The 12,224-nt window shown below is 72.2% G+C and carries 8 protein-coding genes and 3 pseudogenes; 4 read left to right on the forward strand and 7 right to left on the reverse strand.

Features of this window, described 5'->3' with window-relative positions; translation table 11 throughout:
- Positions 1–8 precede the first annotated feature (8 nt).
- A pseudogene (locus ABZV31_RS09290) lies at positions 9–609 on the reverse strand (Uma2 family endonuclease).
- Positions 610–812: 203 nt separating this feature from the next.
- On the opposite strand from ABZV31_RS09290, the gene recQ reads away from it, so the two are divergent.
- Positions 813–2,816: a DNA helicase RecQ gene (gene recQ, locus ABZV31_RS09295; protein WP_355891189.1), complete on the forward strand. Its 2,004-nt coding sequence runs from the start codon at positions 813–815 to the stop codon at positions 2,814–2,816.
- 92 nt (positions 2,817–2,908) lie between these two features.
- On the opposite strand, the gene ABZV31_RS09300 is transcribed toward recQ, so the two are convergent.
- From ABZV31_RS09300 to fahA, 6 genes and pseudogenes are all read right to left on the reverse strand, one after another.
- Positions 2,909–4,471 (reverse strand): HEAT repeat domain-containing protein, encoded by a 1,563-nt coding sequence (locus tag ABZV31_RS09300; RefSeq protein ID WP_355890310.1) that lies wholly within the window; start codon positions 4,469–4,471, stop codon positions 2,909–2,911.
- A gap of 104 nt (positions 4,472–4,575) precedes the next feature.
- A pseudogene (locus tag ABZV31_RS09305) lies at positions 4,576–4,782 on the reverse strand (ABC transporter substrate-binding protein); the annotation flags it as partial.
- Between the two features lie 16 nt (positions 4,783–4,798).
- Positions 4,799–5,026: a ferredoxin family protein gene (locus ABZV31_RS09310; RefSeq protein WP_355890313.1), complete on the reverse strand. Its 228-nt coding sequence runs from the start codon at positions 5,024–5,026 to the stop codon at positions 4,799–4,801.
- A gap of 44 nt (positions 5,027–5,070) precedes the next feature.
- Positions 5,071–5,842 (reverse strand): annotated as a pseudogene (locus tag ABZV31_RS09315) (GntR family transcriptional regulator).
- Between the two features lie 275 nt (positions 5,843–6,117).
- Entirely contained in the window at positions 6,118–7,056 is a 939-nt protein-coding gene (locus ABZV31_RS09320; RefSeq protein WP_355890316.1) for a M56 family metallopeptidase, read from the reverse strand.
- 440 nt (positions 7,057–7,496) lie between these two features.
- Positions 7,497–8,708 (reverse strand): fumarylacetoacetase, encoded by a 1,212-nt coding sequence (gene fahA / locus ABZV31_RS09325; protein ID WP_355890319.1) that lies wholly within the window; start codon positions 8,706–8,708, stop codon positions 7,497–7,499.
- 251 nt (positions 8,709–8,959) lie between these two features.
- Here fahA and ABZV31_RS09330 point away from each other — a divergent pair, with 251 nt between their 5' ends.
- From ABZV31_RS09330 to ABZV31_RS09340, 3 genes are all read left to right on the forward strand, one after another.
- The gene (locus ABZV31_RS09330) at positions 8,960–10,207 is read left to right on the forward strand and encodes an ATP-grasp domain-containing protein (RefSeq protein WP_355890322.1); all 1,248 of its coding nucleotides are present in this window, start codon (positions 8,960–8,962) and stop codon (positions 10,205–10,207) included.
- Positions 10,208–10,376: 169 nt separating this feature from the next.
- Positions 10,377–11,579, forward strand: coding sequence for an FAD-dependent oxidoreductase (locus tag ABZV31_RS09335; protein WP_355890324.1), 1,203 nt, complete (start codon positions 10,377–10,379; stop codon positions 11,577–11,579).
- Positions 11,580–11,675: 96 nt separating this feature from the next.
- Positions 11,676–12,134: a carboxymuconolactone decarboxylase family protein gene (locus ABZV31_RS09340; protein ID WP_355890327.1), complete on the forward strand. Its 459-nt coding sequence runs from the start codon at positions 11,676–11,678 to the stop codon at positions 12,132–12,134.
- The last annotated feature ends 90 nt before the right edge of the window (positions 12,135–12,224 follow it).

Here is a 12,224-nt window from a genome sequence, read left to right on the forward strand (position 1 = left end):
CGTGCAGGTCACTCGCCGTCTCCCCCGCGCGGTTTGATCATGGTGAGATCCAGGTCGACCGGGAACGGGGCGGCCAGCTTCATCCGCTCGCGGAAGATGCCCACGCTGGTGTAGGTACCCGTCGTCGGCTCCAGTTCGAAGGCGTGCACCACGGCGAGGCCCTTCTCGTTCTCGACCCGCCCGTAGTGGGAGATCTTCGCCCGGGCGTACTTCAGCGGCTTGGTCTCGCGGTCCCGGGACACCGAGTCGGCCGAGACGACCTCGATGGCCAGCACGACGGCCTCTGCCGGGAACCGGGTCTGCTCCGGGTCCTCCACCACGTCTGCGCGGACCACGACCACGTCCGGTTCGGGACGGTTCTGGCGGTCGATGTCGATGGTGAACTCGCGGATGACCTCGAAGTCCGCCGGCGCCAGGGACTGGAGTTGCCAGGTGAAGAAGTCGACAGCGCGTGAGTGGAAAAGTCTGCGGACTCTCGAAGACCAGGCTCCCGTCGATCAGTTCCGTGTGCGGAGGCAGATTCGGAAGCCGGTCCAGGTCGTCGGCGGTCCAGCCGCCCTCCGGCGGGATCGGCCAGCTGGGTGTGGACGCCTTCGGTGCGACGCTCATCAGTGCTCCCACGGGACGGAGTCTCGCCGGTCCATTCAGACTATCGGCCGGAAACGGGCAGGTCTCCCGCGTACGTGTGAACGACTGTCGTGTCCTTGACCCGGCTCGCCCGGGGGCCGGCCTGTGGATAACTCCCGGGGCTGTCGGCGCGGACCCCTATCGTGGTGGCAGTGGTCGAGGGACGACGTACGGGGGACACGACGATGGGCGGGACGGGCGGTATCACCGAGATGCCAGTGACGGAGAACGAGGCGCTGGCCACGCTGCGCCGGGTCTTCGGGTACGAGGCCTTCCGGGGCGAGCAGCAAGCGGTCATCGAGCATGTGGTGGCGGGCGGCGACGCCGTCGTCCTCATGCCGACCGGTGGTGGCAAGTCTCTGTGCTACCAGATCCCGGCCCTGGTCAGACCCGGTACGGGCATCGTGGTCTCCCCGCTCATTGCGCTGATGCAGGACCAGGTGGACGCGCTGCAGGCGCTGGGCGTGCGCGCCGGGTTCATCAACTCCACGCAGGACTTCGACGAGCGGCGCGTGGTGGAGGCGGAGTTCCTGGCGGGCGAGCTCGACCTGCTCTATCTGGCGCCCGAGCGCCTGCGCGTGGAGGCCACGCTCGACTTGCTGTCCCGCGGCAAGATCGCGGTCTTCGCGATCGATGAGGCGCACTGCGTGTCCCAGTGGGGCCACGACTTCCGCCCCGACTACCTGGCCCTGTCGCTGCTCGGCGAGCGCTGGCCGGACGTGCCGCGGATCGCGCTCACGGCGACCGCCACGCGTGCGACGCACCAGGAGATCACCCAGCGGCTGAACATGCCGCGGGCCCGGCACTTCGTGGCGAGTTTCGACCGGCCCAACATCCAGTACCGGATCGTGCCGAAGACCGACCCCAAGAAGCAGCTGCTGACCTTCCTGCGCGAGGAGCACGCCGGGGACGCGGGCATCGTGTACTGCCTCTCGCGCAACTCGGTGGAGAAGACGGCGGAATTCCTGACCCGCAACGGCATCGAGGCGGTCCCCTACCACGCGGGCCTAGACGCGGGCACGCGCGCGGCACACCAGTCCCGCTTCCTGCGCGAGGACGGCCTGGTCGTGGTCGCCACGATCGCCTTCGGAATGGGCATCGACAAGCCGGACGTGCGCTTCGTCGCCCACCTGGACCTGCCGAAGTCGGTCGAGGGCTACTACCAGGAGACCGGGCGGGCCGGGCGCGACGGCCTGCCGTCCACGGCATGGATGGCGTACGGGCTGAACGACGTCGTACAGCAGCGCAAGCTGATCCAGTCCGGCGAGGGCGACGAGGCGTTCCGCCGCCGGGCCGCCGCTCACCTGGACGCGATGCTCGCGCTGTGCGAGACGGTCCAGTGCCGCCGCGGCCAGCTGCTCGCCTACTTCGGGCAGGACCCGGACCCGGCGGGCTGCGGCAACTGCGACACGTGTCTGACCCCACCCGAGACCTGGGACGGCACGGTCGCGGCGCAGAAGGTGCTGTCGACGGTGGTACGGCTGCAGCGGGAGCGGGGACAGAAGTTCGGCGCGGGCCAGATCATCGACATCCTGCTCGGAAAGCGCACGGGCAGGGTGATTCAGTTCGACCACGACCAGCTGTCCGTGTTCGGCATCGGCGAGGAGCTGACCGAGGGCGAATGGCGGGGCGTCGTACGGCAGTTGCTGGCGCAGGGGCTGCTCGCGGTCGAGGGCGAGTACGGCACGCTGGCGCTGACCGACGCGAGCGCCTCGGTGCTGCGGCGCGAGCGGGAGGTGCCGTTGCGCAAGGAGCCGAAGAAGCCGGTGACCTCGCGGCCGGCCTCGTCGTCCGCGGCGGCCTCGGGCCGGGCCAAGCCCAAGGCCGCGGCGGCCGAACTGCCCGAGGAACTGCTGTCTGCCTTCGAGGCCCTGCGCGCCTGGCGCGCCGAACAGGCTCGCGAGCAGGGCGTCCCGGCCTACGTCATCTTCCACGACGCCACCCTCCGGGAGATCGTCACGGTCTGGCCGACGTCGGTGGCGCAACTGGGCACGGTCAGCGGCGTCGGGGAGAAGAAGCTGGCGACGTACGGGGAGGGGGTGCTCCGGGTCCTCGGGACGCTCGGCGGGCCGTCCGGGGACGGACCGGCGCAGGCGACCGGCGACACACCGGACGCGGCAGCGGAAGAGGACTGGCCGGACATGGACACGGACACGGAGCCGGAGCCGGAGCCGGACGACTGGATATGACCGGCGACGGGCGGCCGGGCATGACCGGCGGGCGGTCGCGGCCCGTGGCCCCCGGAGCGGAAATCACGGGCGCGGTCCGGGAGCAGTCACCGTCACAGGCCGCGTGACGCGTACGCCCTGACGTCCGCGTCCGAGTCCGTCGTGACCGTGGCGAGAGCGGCGCGGGCGGCTTCCGAGGCGGTGTGCCGGGCCAGGGCCAGGACGGCTGCCTTGCGGACGTCCGCGTTGGGGTCGGCGAGGGCCTTAGCCAGGGCCGGTACGGCGACCTCGGCGTCCGCGGCGGACAGGGCGGTCGCGGCGCCGGAACGGACCTGCCAGGCGGAGTCGCCCAGAGCCGCCACGGCGCGCTCGGTCAGCGCGGCCGGGCCGCCCGCGGAGGCCAGCGCCTCGAACGCGGCGCCGCGGACCAGGGGATCCGCATCCCCGGTCAACCGGTCCAGGGCGGTCTCGGTCAGACGCACGCCGCGGAGGTTGGCCAGCGCCTTGGCCACCGCGACGCGGACCTCGCGGGACGGATCGCCGGCCGCACGCGCCAGCGGTTCGGCGGCGTCGACCGAGACGAGGGCGCGTACGGCCTCGATGCGGACGGCGGTGTCGGCGTCGGCGAGGGCGCCGGCGAACAGTTCGGTGTCGCCGAGACGCAGGGCGCGCAGCACGTCGAGCGCGGCCGCCCGCACCACCGCGTCCGGTGCGGCCAGGGCCTCGGTGAGGCCGTCGCGCAGGGCCGGGTCGGGCGGCAGCGTCTCGACCAGTTCGCGCAGTGAGGCCGCTGCCGCGGCGCGGACGTCGCCGTGCGGGTCGTGGAGGGCGGCGGCGAGGGCGGGGCCGGTCCCGGCCGGCACGGTCTCGGTGAGCACGCCCACCGCGGCCCGCCGGACGTTGGCGTCCGGGTCGGTCAAGTAGGGGTGGAGAACGGCCAGTTCGGGCTCGTCGTCGGCCAGGGCGACCAGCTCCAGCAGCCGCGCGGAGGCGCCCGCGTCCCGGATCACCGAGACCCCCGCCGCGCCCAAACCGGCGGGGCCGGGCGCGCGGGTACCGCCGAGCGGCGCGACCGCCGCGTCGCGCGACCCGGCGGTCGCCACGTCCTCGGCGTGGACCTCGCCCAGGTGCCGGGAGGGACCGCCCACGGGGGCGAAGCCCTCCACCGGGACCAGATACGGAGCCACGGGACGGGCCGTGAACTCCATCGCACCGGAGGGGGACTTGTGCAGATCGAGATGGTGGAACCAGGACGCGTCGTGGCGATGGGGATGGTCGAGGCGGTCGTGGTAGAGGCCCCAGCGGGACTCCGTGCGGGCCAGGGAGGCGCGGGCGGCCATCTCCGCGCAGTCGCGGATGAAGGTGACCTCCGCGCAGCGCATCAGCTCGTGCGGAGTGCGGGCGCCCATCGAGGCGATGTCGGCGCGCATCCGCTCGAAGGCTTCCAGCGCCAGGGACAGCCGGGCGCCGGACTTCGGCGGGGCCACGTAGTCGTTCACGAAGCGGCGCAGCTTGTACTCGACCTGGGTCTGCGGCGGGCCGTCCGGGTTGCGCAGAGGGCGGTAGATCAGCTCGTGCGCCTCGCGCAGCTGGTCGTCGGGCAGCTCGCCCTCGTAGGCGTGGTACTGGGCCGCGTCCTCACCCGCCAGCTCGCCGTAGACGAACGCGCCGATCATGTAGTTGTGCGGGACGCAGGCCAGGTCACCGGCGGCGTACAGCCGGGGGACGGTCGTACGGGCGTGGTCGTCGACCCGGACGCCCGAGGCGAGTTGCAGGTGTGGCCGTCGTGGAGGGCGTTGAGTTCCTTCTCGAAGTAGCCCAGGGAGCGGAGGAGGGTTCCGGCGGTGACGGTGTTGATGGTCTTGGACTGGTAGCCGACGGTGACCGTGACGGTGGAGCCGTCGCCTCCGGCCGCCGCGTGGCCGCCGCAGGCGGACAAGGGGAGGAGCAGAGCGATCGTGCTCAGGGCAACTGTCGTGCGCTTCATGGGGTGTTGGTGCCTCTCACCGGAGCAGATAGGGCATGTTGACCGTGACGGCTCCGGTGGGACAGCGGGCCGCGCACGGGCCGCAGTACCAGCACTCGTCGACGTGCATGTAGGCCTTGCCGCTGCTCTCGTCGATCGCGAGCAAGTCCAGCGGGCACATGTCCACGCAGAACGTGCAGCCGTCGATGCACTTCGACTCGTCGATGGTCACGGGCACGTCGGCCCGCTGGGGCGCCAAGGGCATGGCGGTCTCCAGGGAGGTCGTACGTAAGAGAGGGGGAGGGCGGGTCAGAGGGAGCGGTGCAGCAGGCCGCTCATGGTGATGCGGTCGCCGCGGAAGCGGATGAACTCCAGGTCGACCGGGCGGCCGTCGGCGAGGTGCGTGAGGCGTTCCAGCATCAGGACGGCCGCGCCGCGCGGGGCCTCGAGTACGGCGGCGGAGTGGGTGTCCGCGTTCACCGCCTCCAGGGTGATCTCGGCGTGGCCGAGCCGCTGGCCGGTGACGGCCTCCAGGAGGCGGAAGACGTCGGTGTTCTCCAGGTCGGCGCCGAGCAGGGCGGTGCCGATGTCGAGCGGGATGTAGGTCAGGTCGAGGGAGAGCGGCAGGCCGCCCAGACGGCGCAGCCGTTCGATGTAGAGGACGTCTGTGCCCGGTGGGGACGCGGAGGCGTTCGGCGACCGGGGCGGGGGCGGGGCCCATGGTGCGGATCTCGTTGGTGACGCGGCCGTGTTCGCGGAGGGTTTCCGCGAGGCCCATCAGACGGTCGAGCCCGTGCGGGTACTTCTGGGCGACGACCACTGTGCCCACGCCCGGGAGGCGTTCCACGAGGCCTTCGGCGCGGAGCAGGTCGAGGGCCTGGCGGACGGTGTTGCGGGAGGCGGCGAGGGTGGACTCGTGGGGGAGTGTGCCGGGGAAGGCGCCGGTGAGGAGCTGGTGGCGGAGCAGGTCGGCGAGCTGCCGGGCCCGGTCGGCGCGCAGTCGGCGCCGGGCCCGGTGGGCGGCGACGGTGGTCGCGGCGCCTTGGGCGGCGTGGTCCCGGATGTGGTCGGTGGGCGGCATGTTTCGGACGATACCGACGGCGGCGGGGGAGTGGTGTTGCTGGAGTGTTGCGCCAGGTTTTGAGCCGGGCAAGGAGACGCTGACCTGGGGTTTCTTGGTGCCGGCTGGGAAGATCTGCCAGTGCCGGTCGGTATCGGTCGGTCCGTCTGGGGCCCCTGCTCGAAGAGCTTGGGGGAGTTCGAGGACGAGACTGTTCAGGCCGAGGCGGGGGTCCGGTGGCGCCGGCATCCCGCTTCGGCCTGAAGCGGGGTCTGGTGGCGGCAGCTCCCAGGCGGTCAGCTCAACGCCGTCAGCCCGGGAGCGAACGTGATCAGCAGCGGGAGCAACGGCACCAGCGCCGCCACCGACGTCGTAAGGGCCCGGTGCCGGCGGCCCAGGCGCGGCGGGGGTTCCAGGAGGCGGTCCACGCGCTCGCCGAGCAGGCGGTGGCTGGAGGCGCAGGAGAGGACCCCGCGGTGTTGGTTGAGCTCGATCAGGGCCAGGGCCGTGGTGAGGTTGCCATGGCGGCGGGAGGCCGTGTCGTCCGCGGCCAGTTCGACCAGGCGGTGGGTCTGGTCGCAGAAGTGGGCGAACAGCGGGACGCGCGGAAAGCCGGTCGCCAGCGCGGTCGACAGATGCAGCAGCCAGTCGTGGTGGGCGCGGGCGTGACCGCGTTCGTGGGCGAGGACGGCGTCGAGCTGGTGACCGGTGAGGCGGTGCAGGGCGCCCGTGGTGACGATGAGCTGGGGCGGGTGACCGGGCAGCCACCAGGCGTCGGGGTACTCGTCCTCCAGCACCAGCAGGGGGCCGCGGGCCGCCGGCAGGCCCGCGGGCAGGTCGGGGGCGCGTTCGCGCAGGTGCGCGCGGGTCTGGCCGCGGCGCCGGCGCGCCTCGGCGAGCTCGCGGGCGAGCATCGCGGTGGTCCAGGTGGCCCCGCACGCCAGCAGCAGGGTGAGGGCGGCGGCCCAGGGCGGGGAGGCCGAGAGGTCGTACGCGGCGGTCACGGCGGGCGGCGCGGGGGCGAAGACCCGGTCGCGTACGGTGTGGAAGACGGCCGCGGCACCCAGCACGAGGGCGGCGAGGCAGCACAGCAGGACGGTGGCGACCAGGCACTGCCACACCCACAGCGCGACGACGGGTTCCCGCTCGGGCCACACGGCCCGGGTCAGCGCGCGGGGGACTGGCACGGCGGCCGTCACGGCGACGACGCTCAGCAGGAGCAGGCAGACGGTCATGCCACGGACTCCGGATCCTGATCGGAGGTGGGCGGGTGTCGGGGTCTTGCTGTGGGGCGGTCGACGCGGCGCGCGCACGGCCTGCCGCCAGTATGACGGCGGCAGGGGGCGGGAGTCAGGGCTCGGCGGCAACCAACCATCGGGCACACCAGCCACGCCAGCCACACCAGCCAGCCACGCCAGCCACACCAGCCACACGGTCACACGGCCGCACAGCCACACAAAATCCCGCCCACGGCCGGCCTCCGCCCGCATCCCGCGAGCCTCCGTCTCACCACGCATGCGGGTCTGCCTCAGCACCTACGCGGGCTGCCGCGGCACCTACGCGCACCTCCGCCCGTCACCCGGCCACGATCCTCCGCCCGTCACCCGGCCACGATCCTCCGCCCGTCACCCGGCCACGATCCTCCGCCCGTCACCCGGCCACGAGCCCCCGCCCGTCACCCCGCCACGATCCGCCCGGTGACCTCCCCGAGCCCCACCCGCATACCGTCCGCTCCCGGGGCCCAGGCCGACAGCGTCACCACGTCCCCGTCCTCCAGGAAGGTCCGCTTGCCGTCCGGGAGGTCGAGCGGGTCCCGCCCGTTCCAGGTCAGCTCCAGCAGCGAGCCCCGCTGGGCCGGCTCCGGCCCGCTGACCGTCCCCGACCCGTACAGGTCGCCCGTGCGCAGCGAGGCGCCGTTGACCGTCATGTGGGCCAACTGCTGCGCGGCCGTCCAGTACATGGTGGAGAAGGGCGGCTCGGACACCACGTGTCCGTTGACCGCGATGGAGATCCGCAGGTCGTAGCCGCCGGGCTCCTCCTCCGTGTCGTCCAGGTAGGGCAGCAGCGGGTGCGTCCGCTGCGGTGGCGCCACCCGCGCTTCCTCCAGCGCGTCCAGCGGGGTGATCCACGCCGACACCGACGTGGCGAAGGACTTGCCGAGGAACGGGCCGAGAGGGACGTACTCCCAGGCCTGGATGTCGCGCGCCGACCAGTCGTTCAGCAGGCACAGCCCGAAGACGTGCTCCCGGAAGTCGCCCAGCGGTACCGGCGTGCCCAGCCGGGAGGGCACGCCCACCACGAAGCCGACCTCCCCCTCGAAGTCGAGCCGGACGGACGGGCCGAAGACCGGCGCCGGGTCCGTGGGCGCCCTGCGCTGCCCCGAGGGCCGCACGACGTCGGTCCCCGACACCACCACCGTCCCCGAGCGGCCGTGGTAGCCGATCGGCAGGTGCTTCCAGTTGGGGGTCAGCGAGTCCTCGGCGTCCGGGCGGAAGATCTGCCCGACGTTCCGGGCGTGGTTCTCGGAGGCGTAGAAGTCGACGTAGTCCGCGACCTCGAAGGGCAGGTGCAGGGTCACCGAGGACAGGGGATGCAGGAACGGCGCGACGGTCTCCTGGTGGGACGGCACCGTGACCCATGCCGTCAGCGCCCGCCGGACGTCCGACCACGCCGTGCGGCCCGCGGCCAGCAGGGGGTTCAGGGACGGCCGTGCGAGCAGGGCGGCGTACGGCGAGCCGAGGGCCCGTGCCGCCGCGCCCGCGTCGAGGACGTGGTCGCCGAGGCGGACCCCGACGGTCCGTTCCTCGGACCCGGCGCGGGAGAAGACGCCGTAGGGAAGGTTGTGCGGACCGAAGGGGTCGCCCTCGGGGGCCTCGAAGGGGGGCATGGGGTACTGCCTCTCTTTCGTGCAGCCGGGCACGGGACGCCTGCCGTGCGCGCCGTGCGTTCCATGTGGTCGCGCCACACGTTACGGGTGCGTTGGCTGTCTTGGGCAGTGTCTAAAGAGTTTGCAATGTCCGAATTGGGGTTGTGGGAGGGTTCAATTCCGGCTTAGCGTCCTTTGGGGGACGCGGACGGGGTGGGTCCGCTCCGTAGGGGGGACACGTGGGGGGACCCGTGGCCAGGAATGCCGTCAGTGTGCCTTTCCGGGCGGACCGTGACGTGCCGGGCCTGATCGTGAAGTTCGGCGACTACCCGCTGCACCACGGCGGCGTGGGCGCGATCCGCAGCCTGGGCCGTCTGGGCGTCCCCATGTATGCGATCACCGAGGACCGTTACACACCCGCGGCCTCCTCCCGCTACCTCAGGCGAGCGTTCGTCTGGCCGACGAGGGGCACGGAGGAGCCGGACCACCTGGTGGAGGGCATGCTGCGCATCGGCCGCCGCATCGGCCGGCCCACCGTCCTCATCCCCACCGACGAGGAGGCCGCCGTTCTGATCGCGGAGCACCAGGACGAACTCAAGGGCCACTTCCTCTTCCCGCGCGTCGCCCCCGACCTCCCGCGCCGCCTGGCCAGCAAGCAGGGTCTGCACGAACTGTGCGTGGAGCACGGCATCCCGAGCCCCGCGGCCGCGTTCCCGCAGTCGTACGACGACGTCGCCGCGTTCGCCGACCAGGCCCGCTTTCCGGTGGTGGCCAAGAACCGCGAGGCCTTCGTACGGCGCAGCCGGCCCGCCGTGAACGGCACGACGAAGATCACCACCCGCGAGGGTCTGCTCATGCTCGCCCGCGACTGGGGCGAGCAGCCAGGAGTGATCCTCCAGGAGTACCTGCCGCGGGAGGTGGCCGAGGACTGGATCGTGCACGCCTACTTCGACGCGGACTCCATCCCTCTCGCGATGTTCACCGGCGTCAAGGTCCGCTCCTGGCCACCGCACGCGGGCATGACGGCGAACGCGTACGTCGTCGACAACCCGGAACTCGCCGACCTCGCCGCGCGTTTCATCAAACAGATCGGCTTCAGCGGTGTCATCGACCTCGACCTGCGCTTCGACCGGCGCGACGGACAGTACAAGCTCCTCGACTTCAACCCGCGCATGGGCGCCCAGTTCCGGCTCTTCGAGAACGAGTCGGGGGTGGACGTCGTCCGCGCCATGCATCTCGATCTGACCGGGCGCCCCGTTCCGGAGGGGGAACAGCGGTCCGGTCACCGCTACATCGTGGAGAACATCGACCTGCCCGCCCTCCTCGCCTACCGCCGCAGCGGCTATACGACGCCGCACGCGCCGGCCCGGGCGAGCGGGACGGAGCTGGCCTGGCTCGCGGGTGACGACCCACTGCCGTTCTTCACGATGCTCGCGCGCTTCGTGCGGCCGGGCGCGAAGCACCTCTATCAGCTGTGGCGGACCAACCGCCGCGGCAGCACGACCGGTTCGGGCAGCTGACTCGACTGCCGACTCGACTGTCCACTCGACTGTCGACTCGACTGCCGATAACTGCCGATGACTGCCGACTCCACTGCCACGAGCCGGCGGCACGACCAGTTCGGCAGCCGGTCCCGCTGCCCGAGCCGGCCTACGAAGTGACGAACAGTACGTCCTGGGGAGGGACTTCGTGAACCAACCGGTAGCAGTCATCGGTGCAGGGCCGTTCGGCCTGTCCACCGCCGCGCATCTGCGAGCGCGCGGCATCCCGGTCCGCGTCTTCGGCGAGCCCATGGTCAGCTGGCGCGACCACATGCCCGCCGGAATGCTCCTGAAGTCGACCCCGGTCGCCTCCGCCATCGACGCCCCGCAGCGCGGCCACACGCTCGCCGACTACTGCGACGCGGCGGGCATCAAGCGGCTGGTGACGGACGAGGACATCATCCCGGTCGAGACCTTCCTCGCCTACGGCGAGTGGTTCCAGCAGAAGCTGGTGCCCGAGCTGGAGCGGGTGCGGGTGGTGTCGGTCGACCGGCGGCCGGGCGGCGGATTCGAGCTGAAGCTGGACTCCGGCGAGCAGTTCACGGCCCGGGCGGTCGTGGTGGCGACGGGTCTGTCGGGCCTGGCGCACCTGCCTTTGGAGCTGGCCGGGGCGGTGCCCGACGGCCCGACCCCCACGGGCCCGGTCTCCCACAGCTCCCAGCACCACGACCTGGCCAGGTTCGCCGGCAAGGAACTCATCGTCGTCGGCGCGGGACAGTCCGCGCTGGAGACGGCGGTGCTCGCGGCGGAGGCCGGCGCCCGGGTGCGGGTGGTGTCGCGGGGCCGCGGCAAGGTCGCCTTCGGCGCCCCGCCGTGGGACCAGCCGAAGCTGCGTCCCGAGTCGCCCTTCGGCCGCGCCTGGTCGCTGTGGGCGCTGAGCTACTACCCGCACCCCTACCGCTACCTGCCGGCCCGGACCCGCCACTACCTGGTCCGCCGCGTCCTCGGCCCGCTCGGCGCGTGGTGGCTGCGCGAGCGCTTCGAGGGCAGGGTGCCGGTCCACGAGGTGACCCGCATCGCCCGCGCCGAGGCCACGGACGGCCGCCCGGCGCTCACCGTGCAGACCCTCGGCGGCAGCACCCAGGAACTGGCCGCCGACCATGTCATCGCGGCGACCGGCTACCGCGTCGACATCGCGGCGATGGACTTCCTCGGCCACGAGCTGCGCACCGAACTCGCGGTGAGCCGCGGCGCCCCGAAGCTCGGCGCGGGCTACGTCTCCTCGGTTCCCGGTCTGTACTTCACGGGCCTGCCCGCGGCCGCCTCGTACGGCCCGGTGATGCGCTTCGTGTGCGGCACGGAGTTCGCCTCCCCGAGGCTGGCCAAACACCTGGCGGCGGCGCACGGCTGAGAAGTTTTTCCCGGCCGGCCGTCACATCTCGCGCCCCGGCTCCGTCAGTGCAGTGAGAGCAACACCCCGCTGATCACTGACACAGGAGGCACCACCATGCAGGCTCGGATGAAGAACCCGGCGTACGTCCTGCCCACCGCCATGAAGGGCATCGGCAGCATCATCCAGGCGATCGGTGAGGGCGGCCTCCCCCAGGAGCTGGCGGAGATCGTCGGGCTGCGCGCCAGCCAGATCAACGGCTGCAGCGCGTGCGTGCACGGGCACACGGTGAACCTGCGCAAGGCCGGGGCGAACGAGGAGCGCATCGCGGCCGTGGCCGCCTGGCGCGAGGCGCCCTGCTTCACGGACGCCGAGCGTGCCGCGCTGCAGCTGGCCGAGCGGATGACCCGCCTCGCCGACCGGTCGGAGGAGGCGGTGCCCGACGCCCTGTGGGACGAGGTGGCCGACCACTTCGACGAGAAGGAGCTGTCTGCGCTGCTCCTCGTGATCTCGCTCACCAACATGTTCAACCGGCTCAACACCACCATCAAGGAGCCCGCGGGCACCACCTGGTGAAGAGCCGGAGTACGAAAGGCAGTTGCGGGGGACGCGGCCGGGACAGCGGTGTACGCCGCTGTCGTCCGGTTCCCGTCGGGCCGGTGGGGC

The sequence above is a fragment of the Streptomyces sp. NPDC005202 genome (assembly GCF_040608235.1).
In the GTDB taxonomy this organism is placed as follows: Bacteria; Actinomycetota; Actinomycetes; order Streptomycetales; family Streptomycetaceae; genus Streptomyces.

Bases quoted from the DNA above. Each gene is read 5' to 3' on its own strand.
- recQ (WP_355891189.1), top strand. From the start codon at position 813: ATGGGCGGGACGGGCGGTATCACCGAGATGCCAGTGACGGAGAACGAG.
- ABZV31_RS09300 (WP_355890310.1), bottom strand. From the start codon at position 4,471: ATGATCGGCGCGTTCGTCTACGGCGAGCTGGCGGGTGAGGACGCGGCC.
- ABZV31_RS09310 (WP_355890313.1), bottom strand. From the start codon at position 5,026: ATGCCCTTGGCGCCCCAGCGGGCCGACGTGCCCGTGACCATCGACGAG.
- ABZV31_RS09320 (WP_355890316.1), bottom strand. From the start codon at position 7,056: ATGACCGTCTGCCTGCTCCTGCTGAGCGTCGTCGCCGTGACGGCCGCC.
- fahA (WP_355890319.1), bottom strand. From the start codon at position 8,708: ATGCCCCCCTTCGAGGCCCCCGAGGGCGACCCCTTCGGTCCGCACAAC.
- ABZV31_RS09340 (WP_355890327.1), top strand. From the start codon at position 11,676: ATGCAGGCTCGGATGAAGAACCCGGCGTACGTCCTGCCCACCGCCATG.